At 47.9% G+C, this 17,570-nt stretch carries 13 protein-coding genes and 1 other annotated feature; of the genes, 8 read left to right on the plus strand and 5 right to left on the minus strand.

Annotation, left to right across the window (positions count from 1 at the left end; translation table 11 throughout):
• Positions 1-49: 49 nt before the first annotated feature.
• The gene (trpS, locus tag ACFQ0C_RS19705; protein ID WP_258214418.1) at positions 50-1,033 is read right to left on the minus strand and encodes a tryptophan--tRNA ligase; all 984 of its coding nucleotides are present in this window, start codon (positions 1,031-1,033) and stop codon (positions 50-52) included.
• A 546-nt stretch (positions 1,034-1,579) separates the two neighbouring features.
• Positions 1,580-1,852 (minus strand) — a binding site (T-box leader).
• Between the two features lie 163 nt (positions 1,853-2,015).
• On the opposite strand from trpS, the gene ACFQ0C_RS19710 reads away from it, so the two are divergent.
• From ACFQ0C_RS19710 to ACFQ0C_RS19720, 3 genes are all read left to right on the plus strand, one after another.
• Positions 2,016-3,203, plus strand: a complete 1,188-nt coding sequence (locus ACFQ0C_RS19710; protein WP_379368729.1) for a permease — start codon at positions 2,016-2,018, stop codon at positions 3,201-3,203.
• A gap of 29 nt (positions 3,204-3,232) precedes the next feature.
• Complete coding sequence (locus tag ACFQ0C_RS19715; protein WP_379368731.1) at positions 3,233-4,243, plus strand: TIGR03943 family putative permease subunit; 1,011 nt, start codon at positions 3,233-3,235, stop codon at positions 4,241-4,243.
• Positions 4,244-4,397: 154 nt separating this feature from the next.
• Positions 4,398-5,357 carry an aldose 1-epimerase gene (locus ACFQ0C_RS19720; RefSeq protein WP_379368733.1) on the plus strand — a complete coding sequence of 320 codons (960 nt, stop codon included), beginning with the start codon at positions 4,398-4,400 and terminating at the stop codon, positions 5,355-5,357.
• Positions 5,358-5,624: 267 nt separating this feature from the next.
• Here ACFQ0C_RS19720 and ACFQ0C_RS19725 read toward each other — a convergent pair whose 3' ends face one another.
• Positions 5,625-7,706 (minus strand): hypothetical protein, encoded by a 2,082-nt coding sequence (locus ACFQ0C_RS19725; RefSeq protein ID WP_379368735.1) that lies wholly within the window; start codon positions 7,704-7,706, stop codon positions 5,625-5,627.
• Positions 7,707-7,934: 228 nt separating this feature from the next.
• On the opposite strand from ACFQ0C_RS19725, the gene ACFQ0C_RS19730 reads away from it, so the two are divergent.
• From ACFQ0C_RS19730 to aceB, 3 genes are all read left to right on the plus strand, one after another.
• A complete protein-coding gene (locus tag ACFQ0C_RS19730) occupies positions 7,935-8,705 on the plus strand; it encodes an IclR family transcriptional regulator (protein WP_379368737.1) in 771 nt (256 codons plus the stop codon).
• A 193-nt stretch (positions 8,706-8,898) separates the two neighbouring features.
• Positions 8,899-9,663 carry a fumarylacetoacetate hydrolase family protein gene (locus tag ACFQ0C_RS19735; protein ID WP_379368739.1) on the plus strand — a complete coding sequence of 255 codons (765 nt, stop codon included), beginning with the start codon at positions 8,899-8,901 and terminating at the stop codon, positions 9,661-9,663.
• 65 nt (positions 9,664-9,728) lie between these two features.
• Positions 9,729-11,306 carry a malate synthase A gene (gene aceB, locus ACFQ0C_RS19740; RefSeq protein WP_379368741.1) on the plus strand — a complete coding sequence of 526 codons (1,578 nt, stop codon included), beginning with the start codon at positions 9,729-9,731 and terminating at the stop codon, positions 11,304-11,306.
• Positions 11,307-11,545: 239 nt separating this feature from the next.
• Here aceB and ACFQ0C_RS19745 read toward each other — a convergent pair whose 3' ends face one another.
• A complete protein-coding gene (locus ACFQ0C_RS19745) occupies positions 11,546-12,688 on the minus strand; it encodes a serine hydrolase (protein ID WP_379368743.1) in 1,143 nt (380 codons plus the stop codon).
• 332 nt (positions 12,689-13,020) lie between these two features.
• Here ACFQ0C_RS19745 and ACFQ0C_RS19750 point away from each other — a divergent pair, with 332 nt between their 5' ends.
• Both ACFQ0C_RS19750 and ACFQ0C_RS19755 read left to right on the plus strand, forming a co-directional pair.
• Positions 13,021-13,740, plus strand: a complete 720-nt coding sequence (locus ACFQ0C_RS19750) for a response regulator transcription factor (protein ID WP_379368853.1) — start codon at positions 13,021-13,023, stop codon at positions 13,738-13,740.
• Positions 13,730-15,556, plus strand: a complete 1,827-nt coding sequence (locus ACFQ0C_RS19755) for a sensor histidine kinase (protein ID WP_379368745.1) — start codon at positions 13,730-13,732, stop codon at positions 15,554-15,556. Before ACFQ0C_RS19750 ends, ACFQ0C_RS19755 begins: the two co-directional genes overlap by 11 nt.
• 8 nt (positions 15,557-15,564) lie before the next feature.
• On the opposite strand, the gene ACFQ0C_RS19760 is transcribed toward ACFQ0C_RS19755, so the two are convergent.
• Positions 15,565-17,079, minus strand: coding sequence for a PH domain-containing protein (locus ACFQ0C_RS19760; RefSeq protein WP_379368747.1), 1,515 nt, complete (start codon positions 17,077-17,079; stop codon positions 15,565-15,567).
• Complete coding sequence (locus ACFQ0C_RS19765; protein ID WP_379368749.1) at positions 17,066-17,545, minus strand: PH domain-containing protein; 480 nt, start codon at positions 17,543-17,545, stop codon at positions 17,066-17,068. The genes ACFQ0C_RS19760 and ACFQ0C_RS19765 overlap by 14 nt, the downstream gene beginning before the upstream one ends.
• Positions 17,546-17,570: the final 25 nt, after the last annotated feature.

Genomic DNA, 17,570 nt, shown 5'->3' on the forward strand with positions numbered 1-17,570 from the left:
TTGCTATGGTGTCCTAAAAGTATGGATTACAACTCAATTAGGCAACAACTTATAACACTAAAAATCCCATCTTTTCTTTTGTAGCACGAAGCATCTTCTCTGCTTGCACTGAAGCACGTTCCGCACCCTCACGCAGTATGCTGTGAAGCTCTCCTGAAGCGCGAATATCACGATACCGTTCTTGAATAGGCTCAAGCAGTCCTACTACCTGCTCCGCTAAATCCTTTTTGAACGGCCCATAGCCTTGCCCATCATACATAGCTTCTATCTCGGCAACAGGTTTTTTCGAGCATTGTGCGTAAATACTGATTAAATTGCTGACTTCCGGCTTATTTTGAGGATCGAACTTTACTTCACGTCCGGAATCGGTAACGGCACGGCTGATTTTTTTGCGAATAACATCCGGTGCATCCAGCATGGTTATAAAGCTGCCTTGGTTCGGATTGCTCTTGCTCATCTTGTTGGAGGCATCGTCCAATGACATAACTCGAGCACCTACTTGAGGGATATAAGGCTCCGGAATCGTATAAGTATCCCCAAAACGTTGATTAAACCGGTGGGCCAAATCACGAGTCAGCTCCAAATGCTGCTTCTGGTCATCACCAACGGGAACTAAATCGGCATTGTACAATAATATGTCTGCGGCCATTAGGGAAGGATACGTGAACAGACCTGCTCCAACCGAATCTTTGCCAGCAGACTTATCTTTAAATTGTGTCATTCGCTCCAGCTCACCCATGTAAGTAAGCGTGGTGAACAACCATCCTAACTCTGCATGCTGCCGTACGTGGGATTGCAGAAAAACGTTCGCCTTGGACGGATCAATGCCCGCCGCGATGTACAACGCCGCAACGGCCTCGCTTTGCTCACGAAGTGCAGCCGGCTCCTGCGGAACTGTAATCGCGTGCAGATCGACCACCATAAAATAACAATCATGTGTATGCTGCAGCTCAGTGAAATTTTTCAATGCCCCAATATAATTGCCTAATGTTAGCTGTCCGCTTGGCTGCATGCCGGATAGTACTCTTTTCATTTTTTGTTTCCTCCATTATCTTATATTTTTATTTTTGCTCTTTCTCTCTCCGACTCTTGTGCGCTTACTGCCCTTACGTCCTTATGCTCTTACGCACTTACGCACTTACGCACTTACGCTCTTACGCTCTTACGCTCTTGCTCTCTTACGCCCTTACGCCCTTATTCCCTTATGCCCTTACGCCCTTACGCCCTTATGCCCTTACGCCCTTACGCCCTTACGCTCTTGCTCTCTAGTAATATCCCACTTTTTTCGTTTGAAAAACGTGCAGCCCTGCGAGAAAGCCTGCGAATCTCGCCTGAAGCCCTTCCCCAGCGTTGAAAAGTGTGAGTGGAGGGAGCAAGGGAATGTGCGGAGAGTTTACGTGCCGCCTTTGAAAACGGGTTATTACCTTAATCGAGTCCAATCAGATAACCCGTTTTCAACAGCGGCCGCAGCACATCCCTTCTCCCGGAACTCACACAGCTTTCAACACTAAGGTTTTAAAAGGGTAAAGGGGGTTTAAAGGATTTAAACAAGCTTTTTCGAACGCAAAAAAGCCTCCGCCAAAGGGACGAAGGACCGTGGTGCCACCCTATTTCATTTTCCGCCGGACATCTATCGCGGCAAAAAACCTTAAGCTCCTGTAACGGGGAGCCCCCGGAGCGGCATTAGACCCGTCGTGTTAAGCCGTAGTCATGTTATGACAACGTCTCCCGCACGCATCGTTCAACCGTCAGCTCAAGGATCCATTCGACGTAAGCTATCTACCGGTTCTCAGCTGCCACCGGCTCTCTGAAAGAATCGCCATCGTTTACTTGTTCCTGTCATTGCTTGTTTGTTTTATTATCATAATCAATGCCGTCCGTTCTGTCAATTCGACTATAAGCCGCTCGTGCCTTCATCCAGGCTTGGGCGTTTTTTTTCGTTCTGCATGTCCTATGTACGTACTTTTTGACATAAGCTATAATAATAATTACGAATACGGGAGGGGAAATGTCCATTGCATTCGAAAGTCCAACGCATAACTACCAATGTACTAGCACTCATTTGCCTTGTTCTATTATTCCTTATTTTTACTCAAAAGCAGCAGCCTACTTTAACTTTTATAAACAGCGACAATCTCCAAAACTTTAAAACATTATTTTTAAGTATCATTCTCGAAGCCTTCCCTTTCATTCTGCTTGGGGTGCTCGTATCGGCCTTGCTCCAAATGTTTGTTTCTGAGCAAACGATACGCAGGCTGGTGCCGAAAAACCCGCTTCTGGGGATTTTGTTCGCCTGCCTGGTCGGTATTATATTTCCATTGTGCGAATGCGGTATGATTCCGGTAATCCGAAGATTGCTGCGTAAAGGCATGCCTCTTTATGTGGCAATTGTTTTTATACTGGTTGGACCCATTATTAACCCGGTTGTTTATGCGTCCACCTTCATGGCCTTCCGCACCCGCCCGGAAATTGCTTACTCCCGTATGGCCCTAGCTTTTATCGTTGCCATTGTAATCGGATTAATCATTTACCGGTATTTCAAATTCAGTCCTTTACGCGGAACACTTTCACTTGGACTGACAGAACAGCATGGACACCACAGTCATGATCACAATCACAATCACAATCACAACCACGGACACCATAATCACACAGATCATGACCACCATCAAGCACATTTGACAGAAAGCAAGCCGCAGCAAGTAGACCAGCATGAGGCTGATCCCAGCACCAACAATAAGCAGCAAACTCATCAGCATATTCATCATCACGATCATAGCCATTCCGGCTTTACCGGACGATTGTTCGGAGTGCTCGGGCACGCTTCCGATGAATTTTTTGACATGGGTAAATATTTGATGTTCGGGGCCTTCATTACAGCCGTTATTCAAACGCTAGTTGATCGGGAAAGTCTCGTTTCCATCGGGCAAGGCGCCCTTGGATCACATTTATTTATGATGGGCTTTGCTTTTATTTTATCCTTGTGCTCTACTTCGGACGCGTTCGTAGCCTCTTCCTTCGGCTCAACCTTTACTACAGGCTCTCTACTGACGTTTCTTGTTTTTGGACCGATGCTCGATATTAAAAGCTTACTAATGCTGCTGTCCACCTTCCGTACCAAGTTTGTTTTGGCGTTATCCGGGTTAGTGATCGTTGTAGTGTTAGTCTGCTCCCTTTTGTTTGAACGAATATTTTTTGCATAACCTACTCATATAAAAAGGAGCGTGCTGTTGTGAGTCCGCGTATTTATAGCTTGCATCATTTTATCAAAGCTTCCATCCTGTTTGGCTTTGCCATGTACATAGTCCATCTGGTCAGAACAGATAACATCTTGTTTTATATTGCTCCGCGAATGGTTGATTATGTCAAATGGTCCGCTGTCGCTTTTTACGCCATTGCCGTGTATCAGGTGTACCAGGCTATTCGGGCGCTCTTCGGCTCTGCCGCTGCTTGCGATTGTGATCATGATCATACTCCCTCCGCATCCTTGCTCAAAAACACGGTCATCTACGGGTTGTTTTTCTTTCCGTTGCTGCTTGGCTTTCTTCTCCCCGATACATCGATGGGCAGCAGTCTTGCGGCTAAGAAAGGAATGAACTTGAGCAGCTCGAGCAATGTGAAAAAGGAAGCGTCCTCCACGGCGCCGTCAGCACCTGTTCCTAACCCGGCAGCTCCATCATCAGGAGGCGCCGGTTCAAGCAATGGCTCTGGAACGACAGGCTCTGCTGCTACACCGGGAGCTGCTGTAACGCCCGGAGATTCAGCCGGAAAGACTGCTCCTTCCTCTTCAGGGAATCAAGATGCCATGTTCCCGTCGGACAGATTCACCGAGCATTATGCTAAATATGCCAAGGAATTGTACAAATCCGGAGTCATTCCGGTCAAAGAAAACATGTATATCGAAACGCTGACTACCCTCGACTTATATTTGGATCAATTTATCGGGAAAAAGCTGGAGTTAACCGGATTTGTATACCGTCAAGAGGATATGAAGGATAACCAGTTCGTCGTCGGCCGTTTCTCTATTCAATGCTGCTCCGCGGATGCCTCGCCATTTGGAGTCCTTGTGGAATATGACCGCGCCAAAAATTTTGCTGACGATTCATGGGTAACCGTTACAGGCACGATTCAAAAAACAAAATTCAACGACATGGACATCATGCTGCTAAAAGTAGAAAAGGTAGCCAAAGCGGAACCGGCTAAAACACAATACGTTTACCCTAATATTGATTTCGGCACATAGTACTGCGTATAAAACCAACCAGGCTCGCTTGTTATTATGGAGCCTCGCCTTTTTACCTGATGACACAGCTGCGCTCCTTTTGTTACAATAGGAGCGCAGCTGTTAGGTTAATTATGGAATTTAAAAATACAGCCCTACAAAGGAGCCCAAACTTATGGCTAAACAAATTGATTGGCAGGGAACTCCGGCTTACATTCTGGAAAACGATCAACTGATCGTCTCCATTTGCCCTGCTATTGGCAACAATGTTTACAGCATTTGGGATAAAAAATTGCAGCGGGAGCTGCTTCGCACACCCGAAAGTCCAACTGCGATGACTGAACAATTTGTTCAGTATGGAACGCCGATTCTAATGCCACCTAATCGGATTCGCAAAGGAAATTTCCAATTTGACGGACGCAATTATCAATTCGACATTACCCAGCAAAATACCGGGAACCATATCCATGGCGTTATCAGGCAGCAGTCTTGGACGGTGACTCAGGCTGGTGTATCAGAGGATGGCAAGCTGTTCATTACATCCTCATTCAATTTGAACGATGATGTTAATGTACAACGGCAATACCCGCATGCGCTGGAATTAGAAGTAACTTATACACTTGATGGCAGTGAGCTGATTCACTCGCTGAAGGCTACGAATAGAGGAACAGAAACAGCTCCGTTCGGCTATGGTCTGCATACATGGTTTCTGCTGGACGGTAAACCGGAAAGCTGGAAGCTGCAGCTGCCGGTCAGCGGAATTTGGGAATTGGATGAGCAAAATATCCCGACAGGCGAGATTATTCCGCTAGGCCGTTATGATGCTTTGATCGAAGGAGATGCGCTGAACGGCCATGACATGGACACCGTCTTCCAGGTTGGAGACAATCCTTGCATCGCAATTTTATCCAGAGATGACGTCGAAATTCGTTACAGCGGGTCTGACCTCTTTAAGCAATGGGTTATTTATACAAAGGGTGAAGCCCATGATTTCATTTGTCTGGAGCCCTATACTTGGGTTACTAATGCCCCGAATATAGATCAACCGGCAGAAGTAACCGGTGTTCGCGGTATTCAGCCAGGCAATACCTTAGAATTGGAAGTTGCCTTGAGGATTGTATATAAAACATCCTAACCCAGCTGTAAACGGCATAGATGCACTTAACTGCATCTAGAACGGATGCCGACGATTGTATGGACCATGATTGGTAAAAATACGATCATTATGACCCCTATGCAATCGTCGAGGCTGCACCTTAGATGCAGTAACTGTAACTGCATCTTCAACAACAAAAACAACCTTGGCAGCCTGCCAAAGTTGTTTTTGTTGTTGCCTATAGTTCATCTCCAAGCTAAAACGTATATTTTCTTTTTGCAAGTAACTACCACAGGAATCCTCTGCTTATACGAGTCTGGCCAATTCAACATCTCTGCGCACATCATCGGCATAATACGGATACCCGAAGGTATGCTTCACCCTTGCCATATAGTAGGGCTTGTTATGCAAGCTCCACAAGTAGCCAAGCCTATCCCAATGGCCGCAAGCTTCCTCCAGCAATGCTACTGCCCGCTCCTTATGGGTAACATCACCCGTGTGCTTGTATCTGTTCAACTCCAAAGCCGCACCAAACTTACACCAGTAATAGCGCCCCATCGCAGCATAGGATTTCAAATCATGCAGCGTGCATTCCGCATGACCGCCCTTCCATTCTCCAAGGCTTGAATCCAGCTGCTGAGCCGCTTGTTCCGCGGCCGCGGAAGACTCTTCCAGTATTTGCAAAATATCAGTCGGAGCTTCTTCATATTGAAGCATCACTTCGTTAATCCTTCCCTCTGCTTCTGCTTGAGCAAATTCAGGCAAGCCCATCACTCCAACTCCCGGCATCGGGACTGCTTCTACAAAATCCAGTATCGTTTTAAAGCCGCTTACTTGAGACAAGCAGCTCTCCGCATGCCATTGAAAGTCATAATCGATCCAGAATAACCGATTCAAAGCAGGAATTATGCGTGAAGCCTTCCTCAGCCCATCCAGAAAAACGGGAGCATGCTCCGGTCCATAATGACCCTCCTGTAAATGCGTCCATGTCTCATCATTGGTCTGTGGATCGTAGGAAAGCCGCCCCCATAGCTGGAACTGAAATAAATGCCGTTCAAAATCATACTTCCATGTTTTATGCCCGTGATCAACATGTTGAAAATCACTTCCCCAGATATAGCCGTCCGCTCCCCAATAGAAGCCTTTTACATAAGGCTTCTGCATCCCCAACACATACGAACGCACGTAGTCCGGATCACCCCAACGGTGAGTAAATACATCGTCATTGCGAACCGTAAATAACACCTGAGTGGTGGATAGATCAATTCCGTTCCATGCATTCCACAGCTTCTCAAACTGAGGCTGGGGATGCGAATAACAGTGGGCATTGGAATATTTCCAGCTGATGTAGAACTGCGACGGATCGAACTGAGTCTGCACCATCTCTTTAATTTCCTTACCTGCATTCTGCATATTCGTACGATGGATAAACGGGATTTCCCTTCCCGATTGCTTGATAGCTTCTACATAAGTGTCGACAATCCACTGTTCTCGTTCGTAACCAGTACCGTCCATCCATTCACTGGCAGAGGTGCCAAGCCCCTTAAGCTCTGGGTAGGTTAGCAATAGTTGCAGCACCATTTCGCGGATATAGTCTCGAATCACTTCAGACTGTCCGCGGTAGCGATTGAGTGGCAATCCTACCCGATGAATCAGATCATCGTACATATTGCCGTAATCCCCTACATTCTCAGGCAAGCCCAATCCCTTAGCCACCTCAGGAGTCAGGCGTATATTCCACGTGAATAAATAAACATCAATGCCTCGATTTGCCGCATACCGGAATAATTCACGAAAAAAACGGATATTCCGATCAATCTCTACATCACTGAACGGATTCGCTGCGCGAAATTTCGAGGATACCACCATTAGATGATACGGATGCTCCGACCATAAGCTGAGACAATTATAGCGGTTCAATGCCAGCATATCGATAAAGGCACGCCAATACTCCATATCCATACAAGTCTCTAAATTACGTACGAACGGATCTCCATCATCGAACGGAGCATAAGGAAGATTATATTTAATCCCGCGTATGCCAAGCGCCGGCTTATTGCTGATCTCGGCTCCATCATCAAGCGTGGCCCCGCGTGCCAGCCGTTCTGCCCATTCCAAACAGCCATACATGACTCCCCGCGAATCCGAGCCTTCTATATGAATACGCTCCCCGGAACGATAAATACGATACGCTTGATCTTCATAACGGGGTGACTGGTTTCTTGGCGTATGCACTTTCTGAATGATAATACCACTCACAGGCAGCACTACCGTTCCTTGTCCATTAAATTGCTCAATAAAATAACTGCCTTGACGAACCAAGCTTTTCTTAAGCTGCTCGACACCAAAACAAATCGAGGCATCACGATGATCATAAATGAGTTTCATTGGACATTTCCTCCCAAAAAATTTATAAGCTTGCTCACCACTGCCTTGCTGGTCTCATGTTAGCATTGAGCTAAACGGCATAACAGAGACACTTTTTGTCCTAAGCGATCAAGCCGCAAAAGTGCATGGTTTGACTAGGATTAAAAGGTGATGATAAGATATCGGTACACTATAATGAACTAATTTCACTATTTAATATAGAAGCACAGAGAAATGGATGGGACTTTAATGGATAAAAAATATTGGGTGCCGGCATTAGAAAAAGCGCACGCAGTCACACGGCTTGTGGCTGAAGAGCCCGGCCAACTGAAGCTGACAGATTTATGCAAGCGGCTCGACATTAGCAAGAGCTCTATGTTCTCTCTGCTGCAAACTATGGAAGCCCTCCATTGGCTGGCCCGCGATCGTTCCGATACTTACACCCTCGGCATGCATTTTGGAATGATGGGCAGCGCCTTCTTCCGGCAGTTCGATTTGATCGATGCTTTCCGCAAGGAAGCTCCTTCTTATATGCGGGAGGTCAATGAATCGATACAGCTTGCAAGCTTAGAGGGGAATGAAATTGTTTATATGGCCAAGGAAGCGGCCCCCTCTCTTGTGCAGATGGTATCGGGCCCAGGCACGCGGCTGCCCGCCCATGCGACAGGGCTTGGCAAAATGCTGCTATCATCCCTCGATGAATCCCAGCTTGGGCTGCTCTATTCTGAGGATTCCTTGTCAAGCCTGACTCCTTTTACATTAAAGACCAAGCAGGAGCTGTTCAGGCAGCTTGCTGCTATTCGGCAGCAAGGCTATGCCCTTGACCTCCAGGAAGGGGTTATGGGCTTCAATTGTATTGCCGTGCCCGTCTACCAATCAGGCAATAAGATGATAGCCGCGATCAGCTTCTCTATGCCTCTGCATAATTGGGAGGAGAAGCGTGAACAGGCTCTGAAGCTCATCCTTAGCCTCGCGAACAAGCTCTCCTTCAGCACGAATGCCGCAAGCGAACTTGAATAACGCTGGTGCTGCCTCAGAAGGACTTCTAATTCCACTGGCAATACGGAATTAGAGGTCCTTTTATTCTAAAAACATTCTTTGTCTTCATATTGACCCCACATATTGATGGTGATATATTTATTATACGATTTTATTGAACTTAGTTCATTATATTGAACTTAAATTTCATTAACTAAAGGGAGATGATGAACCGATGAAATTCGCCCGCTATCAGGAGAAACAGACAGGTTTAATAAAAAGCGCTGTCCTCAGGGAGGAAACCCTGTATGAAATCGAAGGCGATCTGTTTAACGGCTGGACCTATACCGGTCCCTCCAACCAGTTAAATAATGTGACCCTGCTCTCTCCATTGGAGCCGCGTTCGGTTATTGGAGTTGGAAGCAACTACATAGTTCAGGGGGGCGTCAAGCCGGAGCAGCCTCCGCAAATTCCTGTATTTTTCTATAAATCCCTAAGCTCGGTCATCGGTTCCGAAGAGCCTATCGTCATTCCTGCCGGCATAGAGGAAGTTAAATTCGAATCGGAGCTGGCGGTTATTATCGGTAAAACTGCGCGCCATATTTCTGAGCAGGATGCATTGGATTACGTATTCGGCTATACCATAGCTAACGATGTAACGGCATCGCAATTTTTTCATCCTAATGGTCATTGGATGGTAGGTAAATCATTCGACACCTTTACACCTCTCGGCCCTTACATTGAAACGGAGCTTCAACTGGACTCCATACGAGTACAGGCTGTTCACAACGGAGTTATGAAGCAGGACAGCGGTCTTGATTTGATTATTTTAAACATCCCTTTCCTTATCTCTTATCTATCTCGCGTTATGACTTTGCAGCCGGGTGACGTTATTTTATCCGGATCGCCGTCAGGTGCAGACTTTATGAAAAAAGGCGACGAAATCTCTTGTATCATTGAAGAAATCGGCGTTTTGCGCAACCCTGTTATTACCGCTTAAAGCTTGGATTTTGTTCAACAAGGAATGTAATCTGCACAAAACAGACTTGAGAGGGTGTTGAATCGATGCGTATTGAAATTAAAGGAAAACTTAACCCGGCATTTCAGGAAATTTTGACCCCGGATGCATTGGAATTTGTATCCGCCCTACAGCGTAAGTTTGGCCCGGTTCGTAAGGAACTGCTGCAAAAGAGAGCCGAAAGACAAGCAAAAATCGATGCCGGAGAGCTGCCCGATTTTCTCCCTGAAACCGCAGCGATCCGCTCGGGTAACTGGAAGGTAGCCAAGGTGCCGCAGGATCTGCAGGACCGCAGAGTCGAGATTACCGGACCTGCCGGAGACCGGAAGATGGTTATCAACGCTCTCAATTCCGGCGCTAAAGTGTTTATGCCTGATTTTGAAGATGCCAACTCGCCTACCTGGGAGAATTCTGTACAAGGACAAATCAATCTGCGTGATGCCATTCTCCGTTCCATTGACTTTGTCAGCCCTGAAGGGAAAACCTACAAGCTGAATGATGAGGTTGCTGTGCTGATTGCAAGGCCCCGCGGCTGGCATTTGGAAGAAAAGCATCTGCAGCTGGATGGTCAACCGGTATCGGCCAGCTTATTTGATTTCGGCTTGTACTTTTTTCATAACGCGAAGCAGCTGTTGAGAAACGGCAGCGGCCCTTACTTCTACCTTCCGAAGCTGGAAAGCCATCTGGAAGCCCGCTTATGGAATGATGTGTTCGTCTATGCCCAGGAAGCGTTAGGCATTCCGCAAGGAAGCATCAAAGTTACAGTATTGATCGAAACTATTCTTGGTTCGTTTGAAATGGACGAAATCTTGTATGAGCTGCGCGAGCATATTGCTGCATTGAACTGCGGACGCTGGGACTATATTTTCAGCTACATTAAGAAGCTTCGCAACCAGCCTGATGTTATTTTGCCGGATCGCGGCTTGGTCACTATGACCTCCCCTTTCATGAAGGCTTACTCACTTCTCGCGATCCAAACCTGCCATAAACGTGCTGCACATTGCATTGGCGGTATGGCTGCACAGATTCCTATTAAGAATAATCCGGCAGCAAACGAAGAAGCAATGAATAAAGTACATGCCGATAAGCTGCGTGAAGCGACTAATGGTCATGACGGAACATGGGTTGCCCATCCAGGTCTCGTTCCTGTTGCCTTGAAAGTATTTAATGAAATCATGCCGGAACCCAATCAGGTCGGCAAGCAGCTGGACGATGTGGTAATTACAGCCGCCAATTTGTTAGAGGTGCCTACTGGTCCGATTACAGAAACAGGTTTGCGGCTTAACGTAAGCGTCGGCATTCAATATGTAGAAGCTTGGCTTAGAGGCAATGGCGCAGTTCCGATCAACAACCTCATGGAGGACGCGGCAACGGCGGAAATTTCCAGAGCCCAGGTGTGGCAATGGATTCGTCATCCTAAGGGCGTGCTCGAGGACGGGAGAAAAGTGACCGTTGAGCTATTCGAGCAAATTCTTCAGGAGGAGCTTGAGAACATCAAGCAGGCTTGGGGAGAGGAAGCTTTCAATAAAGGCAAGTTCGAGCTGGCGAGCAGCTTATTCGCCAAGATGACCACAGACTCGGAATTCGTAGATTTCCTGACCTTGCCTGGATATCAATATTTGTAAGTGAATGCTGCGGTATTTTCCCTAATTTCTTAACTTCATAATTACTTAACGTCAGTACAGCTAGCTTGAAGCCTCTATCCCTGGATCGTCATACTTAGACGAAGCCATCCAAGGGATAGAGGCTTTTTTCCATGCTGTGTACCCTTGCATATTTTCAAATAATTCCCTGTGACTACATAATAATACGATAAGACCCTCATCACTGCGTGTGTATAGGTGAGGCCCTCTGCAAATGTCTATCAGGGTCTGCTATCCATACCTGGAGCAGCTTTATCGCGGAATTCGGCGTCCTGAAGCAGCTTCTGTCCGAATACATTCAAGCTGGAGGACAGCTTTTCCATTTGCATCTTATCCAGATCGTTAAAGAATATAGCGAGCTCCGTCCGGTTCCCCTCCTTATCGGTCGCATAAATCGCTTGCGTCAGCACGAAGGCTGTAGAACCGCCTTTACTCCCGGCATGTTCAAGCCACAAACGGTTGGCCGGATTTTGCATGAGCCCTTCCAGAACCGTTTGCAGATGTTTCTGTATAGCCGGGGCAAAAACATTGCGGCCGTTAATTTTGGCCAGCAAGCCGGCATACTCGGCTGTAGTTGCTCCAATGAGCTTATCCGAATTCATACGGTCCAGCTCCCCGTCATACCAGTCCACGATGTTTGCTTGTCGCTTATATACGCCATCATCGTCCCATTTTAGCTTCTCATGAATGTCGGCTGCCTTTGTCCGCAACATCTCGGCTGGCATGCCTGCCAGCTCCGCTTTGGCTCTGACGAGTGCTTCCTTCTTCCCCAATCCCTTGTAGCTCTGCATAAGCTCATAAGGAATTAGCAAGCTGGAAACGAATGGATACAGTGGCTCGTGATGATTCAAGCCCAGCTCTCCAAGATTCCGATTGATGTTGGCCAAACCGAGCTTCTCCATTAAGTACTCCGTATTCGCATTCGAGCTAAACACGATCATCCCTTTTGCGACTTCCTCCAGAGGCACGGCTCCGTCCTTCACCAATTGTTTGCTTTCCATCTCACTAAGCCAGGAAGGATGGGCACCTCCATCCAAATTCGCCAAATAATACGGTTCTAATTGTTTGAGTTTCACCGATTCATCCGGGCTTACTGTCCCTGCAGCCGCCTGTTTCGCGTATTCGATCGCAACGATAATTTTGACGGTGCTGGCCAGCGGCATCACTCGGTCCGGCTCAGTTTGAGCCATTATCTCACCATTCCTGACATACGTAACCGATGCTTTCTCAGGATGCTTCTGGACAAACTTCCATACATATTCGGCATCCGGCTTGGTCATCCATATGGCTGTCCCGATGACCAGGCCAACCGCGGCCACAATCAATACGAAGACAATAATGACGATCCACATCCATTTCTTCATCGCCAATCGCTCCTTTGCTTTATTGCGCTTTTTCTCATCTCGCCCTATTATCGTAATACATCAAGCTTTCGCGAAACGAAACCTAGCCTTATGATTACCTTACTTTTGGCTGGCCTCCCATGCAGAGTAGAAGCTGGCGGTTGAAAATCTGTGAAGTGTATCGGGGGCAGCGCGGCCTGATGCAAAGGATTTGCATAATATTCGTTAAGGCTCCGTTAAGATTCCGTTTGATTTCGCGTAAGAAAACGATGATACAATATAACCAGAACAATTCACTTATACATAATCTTTTGATGTTTGACATTTACCTATAATGGGGAGTGAAACGAATGATGAACGATGCCAAGCTGCTGCTTGTGGATGACGAACCGTCCATTCTTCGGATGCTCCAAACGGTGCTGGCCAAAGAGGGATTCACTCATGTCGATACGGAAACCTCGGCGGAAGGTGCTCTCGCGGCATGCCGAAGCAAGACCTATGATTTTATCCTGCTCGATGTGATGCTGCCCGGTCAAAGCGGGTTCGACATTTGTCCATTTATTCGCGCTACAACCGATGCCCCAATCTTTTTTATTACAGCGCGGACGACCGACTTTGATAAGCTGACGGGCTTCGCCGTCGGCGGAGACGATTATATCGTCAAGCCGTTCAACCCCCTTGAGGTGGTTGCCAGGATCAAAGCCCATCTGCGCCGTTATCAGCGGCAAGCCTCTTCCGTCCTTTCCGCATCCGTTATTTATGATTTCGGACGCTTCCAGGTCGATGAAAGCGCCGGTGAGCTCAGGGTTGAAGGAGTACCACTAGACTGCCCTGCTCAGGTGTTCCAATTATTGCTTTTTTTATGCAAAAACCCGAACCGCATGTTCAGTAAAAAAACGTTGTACGAACGTGTATGGGGTCAAGACAGTCTTAGTGACGACAATACCGTTATGGTGCATATTCACCGGATTCGTGAACGAATCGAACGCAATCCGTCAGAGCCAGAGCTTTTGCTGACCGTGCGTGGTCTGGGCTATAAACTTGTGCGCAGAGGTGACGCCCGTGAGCCGTGAACAAACGATTATAACGGATAATAGATCAGAAGAAAGTGTTCCGCTCATGCCTGCTGCGAGCCGCAAACCGATGCAGAGCATCAAAAAACGGCTGATCACCCAGTTTGTCGGCCAATTCGCGATCGTTGGCCTTATTGCTCTTGCACTTATGGTTGTTGCGTTATTCTTTATGCTAATACGATTGGCCCAGCTCGATATGAACCGCAGCTTCACTAGCTCGGGCCTACAGCTGCTCGTCGATTCACTGGAAATCAAGGACGGACAGATGTCATTCGATCCTGCGCTGCTTGCCAAAGTAAATGACAGCGGCGGCTGGCTACAGACGTTAGACGAGCACGGTACCGTTACTTCATCGCATTTTACGCCGGATGATGTGCCCAATCGTTACAACGGCGGCGAATTGGCTGCCTTCTGGTTAGGCAAGCGGCCATTTCCATATTCGCTGTACATTTGGATCGAAATGAAAGGCGGCATCCCTTATACGCTGCTGTATGGGGTTAAAGATACAGGCTCCCTGCTCGTGCAAAAAGTGGCCGAATCGGCACAGCCAGGTGCCGGAACGATTCAGCTGCCGGATAACTTACAGCGCGAGATCAAGGAAAGCGGCGGTTGGCTCCAACTGCTTGACAGCGAGATGAAAGAGCTCTCCTCTTTCGGCAAGCCGGAAGGAGCACCTGCCTCTTATAGTGTGCAGGATTTTATTTTGCGGTCTGAATATGCTGATCGGTACGCAACCAAATTATCATCCTTTTTCAACGAGCGCACAGCGCAAACATGGGTGCTCCATATACCACAAACCAATGGTGCACAGCATGGATTATTCGGTTCAATTGAGGCTGTCATGATATTCGGCTTTGCCGGCTTGCTTGCAGTTGTCCTGCTTGTTTTTGTCGTTCTTGCTTTCGCATATGCGCACCGATTCGGTACGCCTGTCCTTCATATGATGAATTGGCTGCATCATTTGGCGAACGGCGACTACAAGGAACCGACTGATCGTACCGGCCGGCCGCGGAGCCTTCGAAAGGACTGGAAAATAAAAAGACAATACCGGTTGTTCACAGAGATGTTCAGCTCTCTGTCCCGGTTGTCCGATACGCTTAAGCGAAATGACGATCTAAGAATGAGGGTGGAAAAAACGCGCGAGGAATGGATTGCCGGAGTAACGCACGACTTGAAAACGCCGTTGTCCTCCATCGTTGGGTATGCACACATGCTGGAAACGGATGCCTATGATTGGACTCGTGAGGAGGTGCGCGAATTCGCCGCCATCATGAAGGAAAAGGCGGCTTATATGGATGTGCTGATCGGGGATTTAAGCATTACCTACCGGTTGAAAAACGAGGTCCAGCCCCTCACCTTCGAAAAGGTCGAGATGAACGCATTCATGGAGCGTACAGTGATGCAGCTGCTGCAAGACCCCCGATTTTCGGATGCCAAGGTCTCCTTCATCAGAATGGCGCGAACACTGACTTATCCGATTGATCACGGATGGTTTCGGCGGATCATTGATAATATCGTTGCTAATGCCGTTCTGCACAATCCGCCCGGCACAGCTGTGAATATCTCATTGTCAGCACCAACCGAAGGTGGATTTGTCATTTGTGTACGTGACAATGGGCTAGGCATGGACAAGGAAACTGCCGATCTGCTGTTCGAACGGTATTACCGGGGGACGAATACGGAGGAAAACGGGCAAGGAACCGGCCTCGGCATGGCGATCGCTAAACAGCTCGTATTAGCGCATGGCGGCATCATAGAGGTGGAAAGCACTTCTGGTGCGGGTACCGTCATACGCATGACTTTTCCACCGAAATAGCTATTGCTTCACTTCCGATTCGGACGATACCAGTTCATGATCTCGTGGCACTTCGATAATTGCAAACCAGGCAGCTCGAACTGGGCGCCCGCGAAACGGGAAGCTACAGCAACGCCAAGTGTAGCGAGCCCCCAACGGCGTTCCAACGGATCACTTTCAATCCTGCACGATTGGATACGATTTCTCGGTACCCTAACCGTGATTAACGCAAGCCGGCGAAAGCGGAGTAAAAGCAAGTCATTCGTCAGTACAGAACCTGCATCTCTATATTTCCGGTAGCCGAAAGCAGCGGCAGCTAAGCCAAGTATCGCACCGCCCCATCCCCATGGTGTAAACCAAACTGTCACCACAGTCGCTATCGCGAGAAAAAGGGTCCACGGCAGTACATAGCCCCTCCATGCTTTGGCAGGCAATGCTTCAAACAATTGCAACGGCTGCACAGCAAACCTCGGCGCCATTCGCTGCAGGAACGGTTCAATTTCCCTACGTCGGAGCAGCGGGAACAATAAGGTCGTTTCCCCCTTCTCATTTCCGTATCCGGCGCTTTCCACATGAATCGCAGCAAATCCGAAGGGCTGCCACAAAACATCCTCAACGATCCGAATCGCTTGGATTCGGGCAAGGGGAAGCGTAACTTGTCTTCGCTCCAAAAGTCCCCGTGAGATGATCAGCTCATTCCCCGAACGAATAACGGTAAAATTAGCAAACTTAATAATCGACAAGCAAACGCCTAAAATCCAAGCTATCAATAATCCACCTGCGATGATCACCGGTATAGTCGCAAATTCAAAGAGGTCTGCTACGCTATGAAAAACCTTCAAGTCAGGGAAAATTTCATCCACCTTGGACATCAGCGCTGCAACCAGAGATATCGCTAACCCCATGCTGCCTGAACTCATCCCGGCTATGAGCAAGCTGCCCAGCGTGCTCTTATACCTGGGCTTCAGCTCGTCTTCAAATCCCTTCTGATCTTCCTGCAGCTGCCCTGGCAAATGCCCCTCCCGACTTACTGCCTGACCGGCGGACACAGTAGTATGCTCATCTCGAGCAGCCGGTTTATCTCCACGCAGTTGTTCCTTAAGATGTTGAGCCTCGACAAGTGTTAACGCAGATAGCACCACCTCCGGTTTATTGCCCCCTGCAGTCTGAACCTGCAGCCTCGTAACCCCGAACATTCGGTGCAGCAGCCCTTCGGTCAAATCAATCGTTTGAATGCGTTCAAGCGGGATGAACTGCCTTTTGGTTACCCAAATACCGTGTTCCACTTTAAGCATCCCATCAGAAACCTCATACCGGTAACGAAGCCACGTCAAAATACCGGACCCGATCATGACAACAACAATCGCTGCACTTATTAACATTTTCCAGTATCCTGCTCCAGTATGTCCCTCGCCGCGAAAAACCCATGTAGCTAAAAAGACAATCAAGGGAATCAGCCACTCTTTAATCAACCCTAATGAGGAGAGAACCGCAGCTAGCGGGTGCATCCTTTTACCGTTTTGAATGGGCTTAGACATCTTCATTGGTCACCCTCGCGAGCTCGGCAATTTGTTTGCGCACCCGAGCGGCCGTATCATCAGCAAGCGCTGGAATATGATGCTTACCCGCTGCTGTGGAGAACGTTACGCTCGTAAGTCCGTATTTGCGCAAAATCGGCCCCTGATGCGTATCGACATGCTGAATCCGAACCATGGGAATAACCGTTCTTGTAACGAATATGACACCTTGCAGAAGATCAATCTCTTCCTCACGTATTTCATAGCGCCAACGCTTCCATCTGAGAGGCGGCATTATGGTTATATCCAAAGCCATTTCCAGCACCACTGCGACACATACAAGCACCGGAATCCACCAAGGCCAAGCAAACTTAATGGAAACAATAATAGCAGCGACCCCTACAGCTGCGAACAATGCACTTGTAATAGCGGCACCCAACTGCCATACTGCAATCGCTCGCTGGTCTATTCTTTCACTTGGTTGTGAATGCATTGCAGTCTTCCTCCCCCTGCACATA

It is taken from the genome of Paenibacillus sp. GCM10027630 (assembly GCF_042676305.1).
GTDB lineage: Bacteria > Bacillota > Bacilli > Paenibacillales > NBRC-103111 > Paenibacillus_S.